We start from the raw sequence: 16,751 nt of genomic DNA on the forward strand, positions 1-16,751 counted from the left end.
AAGCGGCCCGCCCTTTTTTATTTTTTCAGAACTATCTTTGGGATTTAAGCGATATTGGCTGTGATTGTATTCGCGCTTTCTGGGGCCAGCGTGGCGTCGCTGTTTTTATCACGTCGCTTGTCTTTGAGCGCATAGCGGTTCAGACCCGCAAGGTGGATATTGCCCATGTACTTAGTCCAATTGATGCGCTCCGGGTCAATAGAAAACATGCTGCGGTCTGATGGCCCCATGCGTTGTTCCAACTCAAGTAATTTGCTGTTCTGAAAAATATAGTTGGGCGAAGTGTAAAACGAGAAGACTACTGCCAAATTATGTGTCGTATTAAACGACTCTAGTCGTGCAAAGCTCTGCTTCATTCCCAAACATTTTCTGGCCAAGCAGACCGCATCCAAAGCCAGTTTCATCGTACTCATCGTGAGCAAAAAAACCGGACGGCTAACGCAGCGGAAATCTGAACCCGGCTGCCGGTGAAATAGTCGGTCGTAGGCACGCCAGTCACGCTTGCAGGCAGTTTGGATAATGTGTATCAATTCGCCCAAAATAATTGGTTTTCTGGAGCCGCTGCAGCTTTGATAGATGCGCCGCTGCCCCGGGCTATGCAGTGCTTCGGTCATCGCCAGTATGATGCTATTTGCCACCAGATCGGCAGGAATCAGATCGATCACGGCATCCGGCTTGGCGGGAAAAAAACTGGTTTTCCCCCGTGCATAAGCGAGTATCAATGCATCGCCCACTTTCACGCCCTCTATCCATCCAGCTGCTGGCTCGCGCAAAGTACTTTCTATAATGGAGGGACGCACGATGGTTAAACTCTTGCCTTGCATCTCACGACAGGCGATTTGTTCGCCTATCCATTTAGTAAAAGTATAGGTGTCGTTCCAACCATAACGATGCGCTTCACGGATTCCCAAATCGGTTAAGGCTTGGGGGAGATCGTCGGCATTCAGGCAATGACGCTTTACTGCTGCAATTTTTTGCAAAAGCTCAGAGATCAAAGGCTGAACCTCATAATAGCCGTCTGCATGTTGTGGGATTAATTTGCTCGCAGAGGCATGTAGTTGCTCGTGCATTGCCCCTTCATGATAACCGTTCACATAGCAAGTGGAAACATGAATCAAGGGAATATTGCCTGCCATCCGCACCAGGGCTGCAAGTTTATGCACAGACAAGGCATTGATTTCTAAGGCTTGGTCGAGTGCTTCGCGAAAGTTAACGCTGGCCGCGCAATTGACCACGATATCAACTGTATTGGCGAGCTGATTAAACTTTAACTGACCAAGCCCAAACAGAGGTTCAGTCACTTCTCCATTAATAACCACCAGTTTGTTGCTGACTACGTCGGCTAGATACTGGGCTTGCTCTTCACGCAAACGGTCAAAGATAGACGAGGATAAAATCTCGCGCTCAAAACGCTCTGCAGCATTAGTGTATTTTTTATTGCCACGGATGACGAGTATGAATTGTTTAATCCCAGGCACATCACGGATCAATTTTTCTAATAATACTTTGGCCAAAAATCCACTTGTGCCGGTAATTAGCACCCGTTTTCCCGTTAGTTGCTCACTAACGTTTAATGGCGACGACATATTTTTCATGGCTATACAATTCTATCTAGTGTGATCGCGCCCAGCACGAATTTTATGTTGGAATAGTGATTGATTGACGACTGTGCGTGGTTGCGCTGAGCTAAACTTAACTGAGCATGCTGGCAGCTCTGCTCGCACTCGCGATCTGGATCGCGGACTCTGTTACTTCTGCGCTCGGTTTATCGACCACGCTTAGCTTGGTGGCTTGCTCAAGTTGCGCAAAGGCCTCGTAGGTCAAGCGCATTAAGCGATCCGGGAACTTGACCAGATCGGTATCGACAAATAAGGCGAGTTGTATCTGACCTGCATAGGAGATGAAGGCAAAACCTACACCCATGCGACCGGCCTGCGGCACCCAGCAGATCAGATCGGTCATCTTTGATCCTGCTAAGTAACGCGAGTGTGTTGGCCCTTCGATGTTAGTTAATACCACGGAGCCCTTAGAGGTGAATAGATTGAGGGCAAAACGCTGAAGAGGGCGCGGCAGACAACCGGCAATGGAAAGGAAGGCCATGGTTGCCTGAGGTTGGTGCGAACGTTTGATCGCATTCATGCGCTGGTTTGCTTCTTTTAGGCGTAGGCGCGGATTGTCTACGTTGGTCGGCAATTCCAAAGCAACCAGGCCAAACTCATTACCAAGTTGAAAGGCATTGGTTTTTTCGCGCAAATTGAAGGTGACCGCGGCCCGCAAAGCCCTTCCATCCAATTGTTCACCTTGCTCTATCAAGTACTCTCTCAATGCACCAGAAACCGCCGCTACCCAGACATCATTGAGCGTGACGCCCATGCGCTTTGCCATACTTCTGACCAGTTCCATTTCTAGTGGCGGCAGCCAGACCAGTTGCTTTTCGCCTGTCAGTGGCGCTTTTAGTTGCGTCTTTGCATCCGGCCATAATAGCGATAAACGCGTAACATGCGCGGCCACTTTTAGTAAGGAGAGCGAGCGAGCCAAACGAGAGCAGACCGATTGCAAAACTATTTTCGCACTATGAGGGTGGCCATTCATCGATGGCGACTCGCCATGGCTATCATTGTCATCGGTGAGATGATTGAGTACATGGATCAAACCTAATCCATCGGTGATGCAATGATGTACCCGAAATACGATTGCGTAACCAGTTCCGACCTGATCGATCACGCTCATATGCCACAATGGGCGTTCGCTTTCCAGCGACACGTGGGCCATCGCAGTTAATTTTTGCTGCAGCTCATAGGGACTCAGTTGTTCGACTAGATCCGTGCGTTCTATGTGTTTCAGGATGTCGAATTGTGTGTCTTCGGTCCAACGCGGCAGCCCTAGGCGTGTGACCACTTTTTGGGTGAAGCGCGGGTAGTTAGGCAAACGATGTGCGATCGTCGACACCAATCTTTGCATGTCGAGTTTTCCCTCAAACATCAAGAAACTGTTGATGACCATGAGGTTCTTGTCGCTGTCCATCCGGTGCCAGGCAAAATCTCTACGCGTCATTTTGGAGGCTCTGCCAACGAGGGCATTATGTTTGGCATCCTGTAACGTGCTCGTGCCTGTGTCTGGACCGACGCTTGTAACCCCTTCGCGCGCTCGCAAATTGCTTGTTATCATTTTTTTGTCTCCTCTAACCGCATCTCTTTTTATTTAAGATGTCAGCGTTATTGCTTGCACTACCTACTTGACTTAGAAAATCAATGTTTTATCAATGTATTTTTATTCTGATTGAATAAGTCGATATTTAGCTCCTATTCATAAACGCAATTTTTAGACCGAAAGCGGATAGACGCACGATCTGCAATTTATCTAAAACTGAATGTAATCAGCAATTCTCGTTGCGGTTTTTGCTCATTAAGACTAATGGAATTGCCTTTTCGCACACAGATTTTATTTAGAATATTTACTCCAATGCGTCTTACTTTTTTTAATAAATAGAAACGCTATGCAAAAAGTTTTGCTCTTCGCGCTTGCTGGATAAACGTAAATTTATCTATGGAACAAAGCTTTAAATGTTCATTCATAGCATGACCAGGGCATGAGTAAAATCACGAGCGCGGTACAAAATTTTCCTTGATACAGAAAACAACAAGCATGGAATTGGCAAGGTTGAAGTTTTCCTGAGGGTATTTTTCGATGTGTTGTTCAAGCGGTTTAGTTAGCCAAATTAATTCGAGATCGCGTTAGATCTTGCTAGTAGGGGGCGCCGCCGCTCACTAATATTTTGTTAATTTCTTATTGGTTTCCTGCTATTCTTCGAGCATCTGATTTCTGCATCACCATTACTCCATGAACAAATTCTACTTAGCACTGTGGTCCGCTCTCTTTTTGTTAAGCTCGATTGATGTTCAAGCTATCGACCTACCTGAGTGGCGAGTGCAAAACGCTGCGAACGTGCAAAAAAGTGCTAATTCGGTGCTTGCTTTGATGTCGTACTCAGTAATTTTGGATTTGGCGGCGAGTAGCTTGTCGATTCAAGGAACTGAGAGCGAAAATAAAGAATTAGCGATGACGCAATTGGGTGGTGGTGCCACAATGAGCAAAAACACCCCCGTATATTTAGAGGGGGCGATTGCTGGCAGCCGCTACGATCCTACTTTTGTCGCTACCGATGGTGTAGAAAATCGAAAAATCCCTTTGAAATGGACCTCAATTACAGCCACTGGCGGGATAGGTTGGGATTTTCCTGTCGCCGAGAATTTAGTGTTGCGACCAATTTTCAATTTTTCATTAGGAACGGTAGCGAGTGATCTAAAAGCGGCAAATTGGTGGCTTAATTATAAGACTGGTAAGGAGTTTCAATTCTTCGAAAAAGGCAGTATGAATGTGTATGGCTTGGGTGCTGCTTTGATGCTCGATTATGAATTGGTGAAACCCGAGTACGAAGTCGATGTTGAATTGCGTCTATCTCAAGTGCATTTGCAAACCTTCAAAACCGACGATGGTGTTGCCGGCGCTTCCAATTCTCAAACCGCCAATCTTTGGGCGCGTTATCGCGCACCTACCGGTTTCACTATGTTGGAACGGCCTTTACGCTACGTCCTAGAGGTTTCGCATTCGCGGTATTACGGGGATCAGGCTGGAGTCTTAGGTTTTGATCATTTGTCGACTCTCGGTGCCGGATTTGAGATCGATTCCAGCGCACACTCGGTATTTGTCACACGCACTCGCTTCGTCATGCGCTATATGTTTGGCAATGGCGTTTCAGGTGGTGGCTTAGGCATTGCCATGAGCTTTTAAGTAGTGCGCAGTCCCTAGCGCTAAACTTGCTTGCTGGTCCCGAACGGTCTGACTAACGACGACATACTGAAATATCCCAGTTCATCTTCATGTTTAAAACACTACGCATCGCTTTTTTGCTGTTTGTTCTGGCTGCTGTAGCCAGCGCCACCTGGCGCGCTAAGACCAACTCAGTGGCATGGAAATATACCCTGATTGTTAACGTCTATCCGATCAATGCTGATGGTAGCAAGACTAGTGAGGCTTATGTGCGCTCGCTACAGGTGGATGAATTTAAGCCTATAGAGAAATTTATGCGGGATGAAGCGGCTCGGCACGAGCTTGCGGCAAATGCGTCCATAGAAATGCGACTGGGGCCGGTCTTGACTAGCGTGCCACCAGCACCTCCGGTTGCGGGATCTGTACTTGACGTGATTATCTGGAGTTTGCAGTTACGTTGGTGGTCGTTTCGAAATGCCCAAACCCATGGACCAGGTTCGCAAGTGAAATTATTTGTTTTGTATTTTGATCCGGGTAAGAATGCGCAGCTAGACCATTCGACCGCCCTGCAAAAAGGTTTGCTCGGTCGGGTTAACGTGTTTGCGGCAAGTCAGATGAAGTCGCAAAATAATGTCATCATCGCGCACGAGTTTCTACATACCTTAGGCGCCGCGGATAAATACGATCTGCTTAGCAATCAACCGATTTTTCCTCAAGGCTATGCCAACCCTGAGCAACTTCCTTTATTCCCGCAACAATTGGCGGAGATCATGGGCGGGCGTGTACCCTTGACGCAGACCAGCTCTGATATTCCCTTGAGTCTGGATCATGTCGTCATCGGCGATCAGACTGCGCGTGAAATTAACTGGATAAATTGATCGCTCACGCATAAAAAAAGCGCGGTTGATATCCGCGCCTTGCAACTAGTTTCGCTGATTTTTTACAGCACTGTCCAGTCCACCACAAAGCCGCTAGGGCGGCTGAACATATCGGCCAGTAACGGGTTTGATGGCACATTGAGGTTAAAGCCACGTTGTGGCAACGGCGATTGAAACCATTTTTTGTAGATTTGCTTCATCTTGCCTGAGGTGTACATATGTGCCATTTCGCGCTCCATCAGCGCGGCCAACTCTGCATCGTTTTTGTTGAACATGACAGCCAAAGGCTCTACCGACAAACTACTGCCGACTACTATTAAGGCTTCTTTGGCCTGCGCCTTCAAACCGTGGAGCAGGATGTCATCCTGCATGAAGGCATCAGCAGTCCCTTTTTCAACTGCCAGCGCTCCGTCGGACGAGCTGTCGACTACCAAGATTTTCATGCTAGCTATGCCGCGTGTTTTACGCGCACTTTCAGCGATCATCGCACCAGTAGTTCCCTTTAAAACAGCCAGCGTTTTGCCGCCCATATCGTCGAGTTTGCCGATGCCAGAGTTTTGCTTGACCAGTAGTTTTGCGGCAGCAAAATAGTAAGGCATGCTAAAAGCGACCTGATCACGGCGCGCTTTGGTATTAGTTGAGTTAGCGCATTCAAGATCGATTTTCCCATCAAGCACGGCTTGGATCCTGGTCGATCCCGCGACCGGAACGTATTTTATTTCAGTGTTTTTTCCATGTAGCTCCTGTTTGATAGCATCTACCAAGGCACCACATACTTCAATGCTGTAGCCTAAAGGAGTACCTTGATCTGAGTTTTTGTATGAAAACGGCAAGCCGGCTTCGCGGTAACCTATATTGATGACGCCGCTTTGCTTGATGCGGTCTAAGGTGGTGCCAGCTAGGCTAGCGCTAGCGGCGGCAAAAAGTACGGGAGCAAGAAGAGCAGTGCAAATACGCGCAGAGAAAGTAATTTTCATGGATATCGAGATTTCTAATTGTTGGGGCAAAACTCACCGAGCGTGCTCACGTATTTTTGATCTAAAAATAAGTAAGAGTCGCGCCAAGATGTTCAAAGCGATTATTTAAATTAGTATCGTCGCCAGAATCCTCATTTTAGAAATGAGAGTTGGCAGCGATTCCAGCGTAGGCAAGGTGTACTGCTTACCAATGCACTAGCTGCTTGGAAGAGGGTAGAGGTAAGTTACAGGAAGTCCTGAAATTCACCGTCTAAAATTGCCGAAGCGAAATTATAGACGGTGTATAAGCGAGCGACCTAGTATTAACTCGTCATATCGGTTATGTAAAATATGAATAATTGACAAAAATAATTGACGAAGTTATCAGGCAAGCTATCCTGTATTTGAATACCGTATCTGAATTCAAAATACCATCGGCCCAGTGCGCATATTCTATGCGGGTTTGCGGGCACATGCCGCCAGCAGGCGCATGAACAGTGCGTGCTGGCGGCATGAATGGTGGAGATGCGCTTGAGTCTCTGGGACAGAGCCAAGGCGGTAGCAAACGCTAGATGAGTTTGCTTTGATTTAGCCTATACAAACTAGCAAGCTGCGTGATTGACGGTAATGACATGGATTGCCAATCCACCCAAAGAGGTTTCCTTATATTTGGCTTGCATGTCAAAGCCGGTCTGACGCATGGTTTCTATTGCTTGATCAAGACTGACATGATGGACGCCATCGCTTTTTAATGCCAATGAGGCGGCGGTAATCGCTTTGACCGCCCCCATGCCATTGCGTTCTATGCAGGGGATCTGCACCAGTCCACCTATCGGGTCGCAGGTCATCCCCAGATGATGTTCGATACCGATCTCAGCCGCTGTCTCGATTTGTTCATTGCTGCCACCTAAGGCAGCGGTTAATCCTGCCGCGGCCATCGCGCACGCCACGCCGACCTCACCCTGGCAACCAATTTCGGCACCGGAGATTGAGGCGTTCTTCTTGCACAGCATACCGATGGCGGCTGCCACTAACATGAAATTGCGTATTCCTTGTTCGGGATTGCTAGGTTTGCAGTCTTTTGAATAATATCTGAGTATGGCTGGGATAATGCCGGCTGCGCCATTGGTCGGTGCTGTGACAACTCGACCACCGGCGGCGTTTTCTTCGTTGACCGCCATCGCATACAGACTCACTTTATGCATGCCATCGTGAGGCAAGACATTGGTGGTGTTGTTGGCAGTCAACCACAGTTTGGCGGCACGTCTTTGCACGTGCAGGCCACCAGGCAATTCTCCGGTAATTTGCAGGCCGCGATCTATGCAATGACTCATCACATTCCAGATCCGGTCGAGGCCGGCATCGAGCTCGTCTGCACTACAATGTGACAGTTCATTTTCACGCAACATTGCAGCGATGCTTTTGCCACTGTGCTTTCCATGCGCGAGTAATTCTGCCATGGTGCCAAACGGGTAGGGCACGGCGACCACTTCTTTTTCAGTAGCAGTACCATCTTGTTGCAATTCTTCTGCGGAGTAGATAAAGCCGCCGCCAGTTGAATAAAATATTTTCTCGTAGACGCTGCCATCACTGCGTGTCAGGGTAAACCGCATGCCGTTAGGGTGACCAGGCAGGACTTCTTTTTTAAACCACAAAAGGTCATCGAGGATATCGAATTTAATGCTGTATTCACCCAGCAGATGCATGATGCCGCTAGTGGCTAGCGTCGCCAATTTGTCGTCTACTGTTTCAGGGGCAATATCTTGCGGCGTCTCGCCCATCAGGCCGAGTAACACGGCTTTATCGGTGGCGTGACCAATGCCGGTCAAGGCGAGTGAACCATATAAGCCAACTTGTACCTTGCTGGCCTTAAATAGATCTGGACACTCAAGTAAAAAACGCCTGGCCGCTATCATAGGGCCCACGGTATGAGAACTGGATGGACCTACACCAATTTTAAATAAATCGAATACCCGCATGTCCATACTGTCCGCCTTTTAACTTGTGTGTCTCTATGGTTTATTTTTACGCCGCCTTACTGGCAGTTGCTGCCGTGGCTGGGCTAATCTGTACGTTTTTCAGCATGTCTGTCACCAAATGTTGGAGATCGACTTGCGGCTGCCAGCCCCAGTCCTGGCGGGCGACAGTATCGTCCAGACTTTGTGGCCAGCTTGCTGCAATTGCCTGACGACTGTCTGGCGCATAGTGTATTGCAAATCCGGGCAAATTTTGTTCGATTACTAACGCTAATTCCCGTGGATTGAAGCTTAGACCGGCCACATTGTAGGACGAACGAATAGAAAGTTTGTCGGCAGCGCACTCCATCAAAGAAATCGTCGCGCGGATTGCATCTGGCATGTAGATCATAGGCAGTGTGGTTTCCGCTTCCAGGAAGCATGGATAGTTTTCTCCACGGAGGGCAGCATGGAAAATCGCGATGGCGTAATCGGTAGTGCCGCCGCCCGGTGGCGACTTATAACTGATGATGCCTGGGTAGCGTATGCTGCGCACATCGACGCCGTATTTCTGAAAATAGTATTCGCACAGACGCTCGCCCGCCAGCTTACTAATGCCGTAAATAGTGCTTGGATCCATGACCGTATATTGCGGTGTGTTTTGGGCCGGTGTATTTGGGCCAAAAGCGGCAATTGAGGAAGGCCAGAATACCTTCAATGGTTTGCCTGCTACGCCGCGTATTCTCGCCAACTCCAGAATGTTGAGCAAGCCGTCCATATTTAAGGTCCAGGCTTTTAGTGGCGCTTGTTCACCAGTGGCTGACAATAGAGCGGCCAATTGATACACCTGCGTGATTTGGTATTGCTCGGCAACGGCAGCTAGTCTATCAGCGTTGAGCACATCGATCACTTCATAGCGCTTTGCGCCGTACAAGCTAGCCGGGCTGATGTCGGCTGCGATTACATTGTCGGCACCGTGCTGGGCCGCCAGTGCATCCACTAATTCGCTACCTATCTGGCCGTTGGCGCCTATGACTAAAATTCTTTCCATATCGATTCTTCTTTCTAATGACGTATTTTGTGTGCTTGGTATTTGCCTAGTACTTGTTTGGTTTTACTTGATCAAGCCAAGTTCGCGACCGGCCTGCGCAAAGGCGGTCAATGCAGTTTTCAATTGTTCAGTGGTGTGAGCAGCCGAAAGTTGCACCCGAACCCGCGCTTGCCCCATAGGCACCACCGGATAAAAGAAGCCGGTGACCAGTACACCTAATTCGTACATACGCGCAGCAAATTTTTGTGCGACCGGGGCGTCAAACAGCATCACCGGCACTACCGGATGCGTACCAGGTTTGATGGTGAAACCTAGCTCGGCGATTTCCTTGCGGAAGAAGGCGGTATTGGCATGCAGACGGTCGCGTAATTCAGTGGACGACGATAGTCTTTCTAATACCGATAAAGACGCACCTGCAATAGCTGGAGCCAGCGTGTTAGAGAACAGATAGGGACGTGATTTCTGGCGCAAGGTGTCTATTACTTCCTTGCGCGCAGCAGTAAATCCGCCCATTGCACCACCTAAGGCCTTGCCTAGTGTGCCAGTAATGATGTCGATGCGACCCATGACATTGTGGTGTTCGTGGGTGCCGCGTCCTGTTGCACCCATGAAGCCAGAGGCGTGGCACTCATCGATCATTACCAGTGCATCGTATTTATCTGCCAAATCGCAAATTTCATTGAGTTTTGCGATAGTGCCATCCATAGAGAAGACGCCATCGGTGACTATGATACGGTGACGCTTGTCGGCTGCGGCTTGTAGTTGTAGTTCTAGATCGGCCATGTCGTTATTTGCATAGCGATAGCGCGCGGCCTTGCATAGACGGATACCGTCGATGATGGAGGCATGGTTTAGTGCGTCCGAAATTATCGCATCTTGTTCATCAAACAGAGGTTCAAAGACGCCGCCGTTGGCATCAAAAGCTGCCGCATAAAGGATCGTGTCTTCCATCCCTAAGAAACGGGAAATGGCGGTTTCTAATTGTTTGTGCACGGTTTGCGTGCCGCAGATAAAACGCACCGACGATAAACCATAACCATATTTTTCGGTGGCAGCGATGGATGCCTGTACGGTGGCTTCATCGCCCGACAATCCCAGATAATTGTTTGCACACAAATTGATTAATTGGCGGCCATCGTCACAGGTAACGCTAGCGCCCTGACGCGAGGCGATCACGCGTTCAGGCTTGTACAGCCCTTGTTCACGCAGAGCGTCTAATTTGCCACCAAGTTCCGAGAAAAATTCATTTCTCTTGCCTGCATTATTTGTAACTGCGCTCATTTTTTGTCTCCAGGGCTAATGTGTAAGTGCGGCGATTGCAATTTCTAGACAGTGATCATTCAAATATTACTGATGTCTTGCGCTGACTGATTCTGATAAGATGGCTCGAAATTAGGAATTTTACTCATGCAAATAAAATTCGATATAACGAACATAAATTCGATATAACGGATATTAGCTATACTTTTCGAACGATGCAAGAAAAAATATGAAAAAAGTGATCGTAAACCAGCAAACAGCGGCTCCACCTCAGGTCGGTGCCACGCTACAACGCTTACGCCAGGAGCGCGGATTGACACTGGAAGACCTGTCACGTACCGCCGGTGTATCCAAATCCATGCTGTCGCAGATAGAGCGCGAAACAGCCAATCCGACCATCGCCGTCGCCTGGCGACTAGCCAACGCGCTTGGTGTGAGCATTGCCGAATTACTCTCATCTGCAACTCCTGTGGTCGACAGCATCCGTATGCTAGAACCACATGAAACCCCGACCTTGCCCGGAGAGCATGCTGGTTACATACTCAAAATTTTAGGTCCTATGGAATTGGCCGGGCGTTTTGAATGGTATGAACTCAGCCTCGCAGTAGGCGGCGCACTGGTATCAGCCTCGCATGACCCGGGTGCCACTGAGCATCTGACCTTGTTACAAGGAAGTGTAGAAGTAGAAGTCGATGGTAACAAGAAAAAACTCAAACTTGGTGGTACCGCTCGTTATGAGGCAGATAAGAATCACGCCATACGAAATATAGGAAAAACCGAAGCAAAGGCCTTGATGGTGGTGATTCATCGGTAAAAGTTTGTGGTCGGCAAATAAAATTCGAATTTAACTCGAATAAATTGCTGTCGCGCACGGCCTTAGCGCTGGCGGGAAGATATAATGCTGAAAACCTTTCTTCCAACTTCGCCAAATCTCTCTTTACTATGCATTATGTATCGACACGCGGTCACACCGCACAGCAAAATTTCTCCGAAATCCTGTTAGGCGGCTTAGCACCGGACGGCGGACTGTATCTGCCGCAAAGCTACCCGCAAGTGAGTGACTATGAGCTCAATGCCTGGCGCAGCTTTTCCTATGCCGAATTGGCATTGGCGGTATTGAAGAAATTTGCAACCGATATTCCAGAAGCCGATCTCAAAGCTATCTGCGACAAGACCTATACCGCTGAGGTGTATCGCAATACGCGCCCTGAGCATGATGCGACACAGATTACCCCACTACGTGTGCTGATCGATAGCGATGGAAAAACCTTGTTGTTGCAGGCCTTGTCGAATGGTCCTACGCTTGCGTTCAAAGACATGGCGATGCAATTGTTAGGTAATTTGTTTGAATACACTTTAGCCAAGCATGATGCTGAACTCAATATATTCGGCGCAACCTCGGGCGATACCGGCAGTGCAGCCGAATACGCAATGCGTGGAAAAAAAGGGATACGCGTGTTCATGCTGTCCCCACATAAAAAAATGAGCGCTTTTCAGACTGCACAAATGTTCAGCCTGCAAGACCCGAATATCTACAATATTGCAGTCGATGGCGTGTTTGACGATTGTCAGGACATGGTTAAGGCTGTTTCAAATGATCTGGAGTACAAGAGCCGACAAAAGATAGGCACCGTTAATTCCATCAACTGGGCCAGAGTGGTGGCGCAGGTGGTGTATTACTTCCGTGGCTATCTGAGTGCCACCAGCAATAACCAACAAAAAGTCTCGTTTACTGTGCCATCAGGTAATTTCGGAAATATCTGTGCCGGTCACATTGCGCGCATGATGGGCTTGCCTATCGATAAATTGGTGGTCGCCACCAATGAGAATGATGTTTTGGACGAGTTTTTCCGCACCGGTGTGTACCGTGTCCGCAAATCAGCCGAAACCTGGCACACCACCAGCCCGTCTATGGATATTTCCAAGGCATCCAATTTTGAGCGCTTCATTTTTGATCTTTTAGACGGCGATGCAGCACGCGTTGCCGCCTTATTCAAAAAAGTTGAGACCGAAGGTGGTTTCGATTTATCAGGCGCCCCCGGCAGTGATGGCGATGAATTTAATAAGATCGCCCGTTTTGGCTTTGAATCGGGCAAATCGGTCCACGCAGATAGACTCACGACCATACGTCAGGTAGAAAAAAACTATAGCATCACGGTCGATACGCATACTGCAGATGGCATCAAAGTGGCGCTGGAGCATCTGCAAACTGGAGTGCCTATGATCGTACTAGAAACCGCGTTACCAGCAAAATTTAACGAGACCATACAAGAAGCACTGGGTCGGGATGCTGAACGTCCGGCTGGTTTTGAAAATATAGAAGCGTTACCGCAACGCTTTGTCGTCATGACAGCGGATGTGGCAAAAATGAAGGCATTTATAGCCGAGCACACTGGCCTGTAATTACTAGGTTGATTCGATAGATACGTTGACCTTCGCTGTATTTATAGTACAAAAGGCGCATTATTAATGCGCCTTTTCAAGGCTTTTCGGGTCAAGAGGCGCATGAACACTGCGCCTACCTTTGAAATAGATTTAAATCTCTGAGATGAAGACGCCGAATTTGGCTTTCGATTTCTGAGTCGATTTGCCTCTTGAAAAGCAAGCGTCAAACAATCGCTTATATCTTCTTGTTTGCAGCATTATCTAATTCTCTGGCGATCCATTTCTCCAGTAAATCTTGACCAGCAGCATTCGTTTTTTCATCGGCAGCAATTAACTTACGATTCTTATCAAAGATCAAAATACATGGTGCCATGTAAATCTTCCATTGGTAATCTCTGATTGCATCGCTATAGCCATTTTTTCCAGGGCTCATACTTACCTTGCGGACCGCAACATCGGGTCTGACGACTAAAAAGTCCGCGATGTTTCTATCGAGTTGCACGCAACCGGAACAATTTTCATCGTGAAAATATACTACCGTCACAACACCTACTTCAGCCAACAGTTTCGGGGTTATGGGCAACTGACTGGACACCACATCTGCAAAACGGTTGCCTGCCTGGGCTTCACTATAATTAGCTACTGGTACCATGAGTAAATCAATGTCAGATTTTTTAATGGCCAAAAAATAGATGGCAAGGCCGAGCACAACAAAAACCATTACATGTTTCAATTCGCTGTCCGATCTTTTTTTCTGCGGCTAATCACCAATCCTGCTGCATACAAAACCCCAAAAAGTATGAGTATTCCTATTAACACTCTTTCTAAAGTGAGTAACATTTTTACACGTTCAAAAATGCTCAGGAAAGGCGAAAAATAGTATCCAGTTGCATCGAGATAGTTATAAAACGTTGGCGCAGTGTCTTCCCCTTTAGCTGCCTTGATTAATTCATCCAAAGTAACTTCTATCCCTTCGGAATAATTTTCAAGCTTGAAATGAGGTGCTGCAATATCTCTGAATATTCGGGCAATTTTCACGTCTGGCAACGCACCGGCTACTCCCGGGCCCACATAGATATACATGTTGCCATCCTGGCATACAAGAAATAGTACGCCATTCCCTTGGCCGTTATTGCCCAGGTCCCATTTGTTGGCAACCTTGATAGCATATTCCCGGATATCCAGCTTGCCGGTTGATGGTACCGACATGTAGACGATTTGCGTCCCATTATGTTTTTCTAGTGCTTGTAATTTTTTATTAATTTCTACGGACTTTGCTATCGTTAATAGTCCGAAGTAGTCGTTGACCAACAAATACTGATCCGGGATAAGAAACTCAATGTTGGAGATGACTACTGGATTGTCTGACGATAAAGCTAGCGCTGGCGCGCAAAACAAACAAGCGATTGAAGCAATAAATAAGCGCATTATCATTTCAGTTCGATTTCTGGCGGATGCTGTATAGCAGACGCATTTTCCACGTCAAATTTTGCTCTGGCAGTATAGCCAGCCTGCTTCGCAATTAAATTACTAGGGAAACGACGTACCATAAAGTTGTAACTCGCCACAGCTTCTATATACCTTTGTCTAGAATACGTTATTCGATTTTCCGTACCTTCTAATTGCACCATCAGATCTCTATATAAATCACTAGCCTTGAGGTCCGGATACTTTTCTGCAACCATTAATAAGCGTGAAAGAGGCACTGCTAATTGTTTTTGCGCTTCCAGAAATTGCCCCAGTGCGCGCGGATCTGTACTATTTTGCGCTGACGAAGAGAGTTCAGTTACTTTGGAACGCGCGGCAGCGATTTCATTAAACAAGGTGGTCTCATGCGATGCATACGATTTAACCACCGCTACCAGGTTAGGAATCAGGTCAGCTCTGCGTGTATATTGATTTAATACATGACTCCATTCGGCGTCGACCCGCTCGTCATTGTCTTGCAAATAATTGTACTGATTCATCGAGTACCATGCGCATAGCGTGATCAATACAAAAATGAGCGTCAAAATTCCAAGTAACCACTTCCCAGAGCGAGGCTTCTGTTCGCCATAGCCAGGTAGGTGCGGTGTTTCATTTGTTTTAGAAAAGAGGTCGGTCATTGTTTGAGTCTTAATTTGTTTAGTGTGCTGTTTATCATTCATGCGTTTTAGACCATATATCCTAGCGTTTACTCGAAAGAACATAGGAAAAATTGCTTCGACGGAAGTATTACTGAGTCATTTCGAGTAGTCAAACTTTTAACGAAAATTTTTGAGCTAGGACTTGATGAACTCAGATGCTTGCAATTCGATAAAAGAGGAGGCTTAGTTTTGGCAGAAATTCTCTTAGAGCGCTGCAAGCAACAACCCAAAAAAACGCGTTGCTGAACCGACCTAAGTACAAGACTGCCAAAAAGTCAGCTCATCGCGCGCTTCACTCCGGCACTAAACCTGTGGCCGAATACGTTAATCAGTAAGCCGCACATGACGATCGCGGCGCCGATTATTTCGCTAGTTTTCAGAGCTTCGTCCAAGAGTATCCAGGCCGCACTTAAACCCACCACGGGCACCAGTAAGGTCAGCGGTGCCACCATGTGTGTTGGTAGAGCTGCCAGCAAGCGACCCCATAAAGTGTAGCCGACTAAAGTTGCCGCGAAGGCCAGATATACAACAGTCAGTACCGAGGACAAGGATAGATGGCTGAGGCTGTCGAGCATTACGGCGCGGCCTTCAAAAACATAAGAAAGAAGAAAAAACGGCAGTATGGGTATCAAGGCACTCCAGGCCACCAAGCTTAAGGTGGATACTGAGCTAGAAAGAGCGCCGATCTTCTTATTGATGACATTGCCGCATGCCCAGGAAAGGGCGGCGCATAAGGTGAGTATAAAGCCGAGCAGAGTCACTTGGCTAACTGAGCTAGCGACATTGCTCAGACTGGCGCTCCCCAGTAAAACCAGGCCCATGCTGGCGACCAGCATGCCTAATAGATTGGAGGCGCGCAATTTATCGCCAAAGACTAAGGCCGACAAACCCACTGTAAAAAAAGCCTGGGCTTGCAATACCAAGGAGGCTAATCCAGCCGGCATACCTACCGCCATAGCCGAGAACAGGAAGGCAAATTGGCCCAGACTAATGGTAAGCGCATAGGCCAGCAGCCATTTGAACGGCACTTTTGGGCGCGGTAAAAATAGGATGGCGGGAAAAGCGACCAGCAGGAAGCGAAGTGCTCCCAATAAAAACGGGGGGACTCCTTTCAGGCCTATCTTAATGACGACGAAATTCATGCCCCATAAAAAAATCACTATCAATGCAGTCAGGATATGGCGTGGGCTAATAAGATTTTTCGACATGATCGTTTCTATGAATGTGTGGCAAGAAAATTTTATTTCTAGGAGTGTACACTTATGGCAGTCCCAGTGCTTTTTTATCAATTGTGACTGTAGCTTGCAAGCATGCTTGAGAATATCAGCTTCACACGAATATGCCAGTCGTAGCGCCGACCAGTTGCGGTC

Annotated in this window: 14 protein-coding genes; 4 read left to right on the top strand and 10 right to left on the bottom strand. The window is 47.7% G+C overall.

The features are described 5' to 3' along the window. Window positions 1-44: 44 nt before the first annotated feature. Together ACO0K8_RS03310 and ACO0K8_RS03315 are read right to left on the bottom strand one after the other, a co-directional pair. Complete coding sequence (locus ACO0K8_RS03310; RefSeq protein ID WP_422945191.1) at window positions 45-1,595, bottom strand: fatty acyl-CoA reductase; 1,551 nt, start codon at window positions 1,593-1,595, stop codon at window positions 45-47. A 97-nt stretch (window positions 1,596-1,692) separates the two neighbouring features. Next, window positions 1,693-3,054 (bottom strand): WS/DGAT domain-containing protein, encoded by a 1,362-nt coding sequence (locus ACO0K8_RS03315; RefSeq protein ID WP_422945192.1) that lies wholly within the window; start codon window positions 3,052-3,054, stop codon window positions 1,693-1,695. Between the two features lie 786 nt (window positions 3,055-3,840). Here ACO0K8_RS03315 and ACO0K8_RS03320 point away from each other — a divergent pair. Together ACO0K8_RS03320 and ACO0K8_RS03325 are read left to right on the top strand one after the other, a co-directional pair. After that, complete coding sequence (locus tag ACO0K8_RS03320) at window positions 3,841-4,791, top strand: hypothetical protein (RefSeq protein ID WP_422945193.1); 951 nt, start codon at window positions 3,841-3,843, stop codon at window positions 4,789-4,791. A gap of 89 nt (window positions 4,792-4,880) precedes the next feature. Further along, window positions 4,881-5,648, top strand: a complete 768-nt coding sequence (locus ACO0K8_RS03325) for a hypothetical protein (protein WP_422945194.1) — start codon at window positions 4,881-4,883, stop codon at window positions 5,646-5,648. Between the two features lie 62 nt (window positions 5,649-5,710). Here ACO0K8_RS03325 and ACO0K8_RS03330 read toward each other — a convergent pair whose 3' ends face one another. From ACO0K8_RS03330 to kbl, 4 genes are all read right to left on the bottom strand, one after another. Next, window positions 5,711-6,625 (bottom strand): amino acid ABC transporter substrate-binding protein, encoded by a 915-nt coding sequence (locus ACO0K8_RS03330; protein ID WP_422945195.1) that lies wholly within the window; start codon window positions 6,623-6,625, stop codon window positions 5,711-5,713. A gap of 581 nt (window positions 6,626-7,206) precedes the next feature. Continuing rightward, window positions 7,207-8,589 carry an L-serine ammonia-lyase gene (locus ACO0K8_RS03335; RefSeq protein WP_422945196.1) on the bottom strand — a complete coding sequence of 461 codons (1,383 nt, stop codon included), beginning with the start codon at window positions 8,587-8,589 and terminating at the stop codon, window positions 7,207-7,209. A gap of 40 nt (window positions 8,590-8,629) precedes the next feature. Next, window positions 8,630-9,610 carry an NAD-dependent epimerase/dehydratase family protein gene (locus ACO0K8_RS03340; RefSeq protein ID WP_422945197.1) on the bottom strand — a complete coding sequence of 327 codons (981 nt, stop codon included), beginning with the start codon at window positions 9,608-9,610 and terminating at the stop codon, window positions 8,630-8,632. A 63-nt stretch (window positions 9,611-9,673) separates the two neighbouring features. Next, entirely contained in the window at window positions 9,674-10,891 is a 1,218-nt protein-coding gene (gene kbl / locus ACO0K8_RS03345; protein WP_422945198.1) for a glycine C-acetyltransferase, read from the bottom strand. Between the two features lie 208 nt (window positions 10,892-11,099). Here kbl and ACO0K8_RS03350 point away from each other — a divergent pair, with 208 nt between their 5' ends. Then, window positions 11,100-11,684 (top strand): helix-turn-helix domain-containing protein, encoded by a 585-nt coding sequence (locus ACO0K8_RS03350; RefSeq protein ID WP_422945199.1) that lies wholly within the window; start codon window positions 11,100-11,102, stop codon window positions 11,682-11,684. Window positions 11,685-11,812: 128 nt separating this feature from the next. Further along, complete coding sequence (thrC, locus tag ACO0K8_RS03355) at window positions 11,813-13,273, top strand: threonine synthase (RefSeq protein ID WP_422945200.1); 1,461 nt, start codon at window positions 11,813-11,815, stop codon at window positions 13,271-13,273. Window positions 13,274-13,490: 217 nt separating this feature from the next. Here thrC and ACO0K8_RS03360 read toward each other — a convergent pair whose 3' ends face one another. From ACO0K8_RS03360 to ACO0K8_RS03375, 4 genes are all read right to left on the bottom strand, one after another. Beyond that, window positions 13,491-13,988 (bottom strand): hypothetical protein, encoded by a 498-nt coding sequence (locus ACO0K8_RS03360; protein WP_422945201.1) that lies wholly within the window; start codon window positions 13,986-13,988, stop codon window positions 13,491-13,493. Next, window positions 13,985-14,683, bottom strand: a complete 699-nt coding sequence (locus tag ACO0K8_RS03365) for a TPM domain-containing protein (RefSeq protein ID WP_422945203.1) — start codon at window positions 14,681-14,683, stop codon at window positions 13,985-13,987. The genes ACO0K8_RS03360 and ACO0K8_RS03365 overlap by 4 nt, the downstream gene beginning before the upstream one ends. A gap of 2 nt (window positions 14,684-14,685) precedes the next feature. Continuing rightward, window positions 14,686-15,402: a LemA family protein gene (locus ACO0K8_RS03370; protein ID WP_422945204.1), complete on the bottom strand. Its 717-nt coding sequence runs from the start codon at window positions 15,400-15,402 to the stop codon at window positions 14,686-14,688. A 254-nt stretch (window positions 15,403-15,656) separates the two neighbouring features. Then, window positions 15,657-16,574 carry an EamA family transporter gene (locus ACO0K8_RS03375; protein ID WP_422945850.1) on the bottom strand — a complete coding sequence of 306 codons (918 nt, stop codon included), beginning with the start codon at window positions 16,572-16,574 and terminating at the stop codon, window positions 15,657-15,659. Between the last annotated feature and the right edge of the window lie 177 nt (window positions 16,575-16,751).

Source organism: Undibacterium sp. Ren11W (assembly GCF_049340485.1).
Taxonomy (GTDB): domain Bacteria; phylum Pseudomonadota; class Gammaproteobacteria; order Burkholderiales; family Burkholderiaceae_D; genus Undibacterium.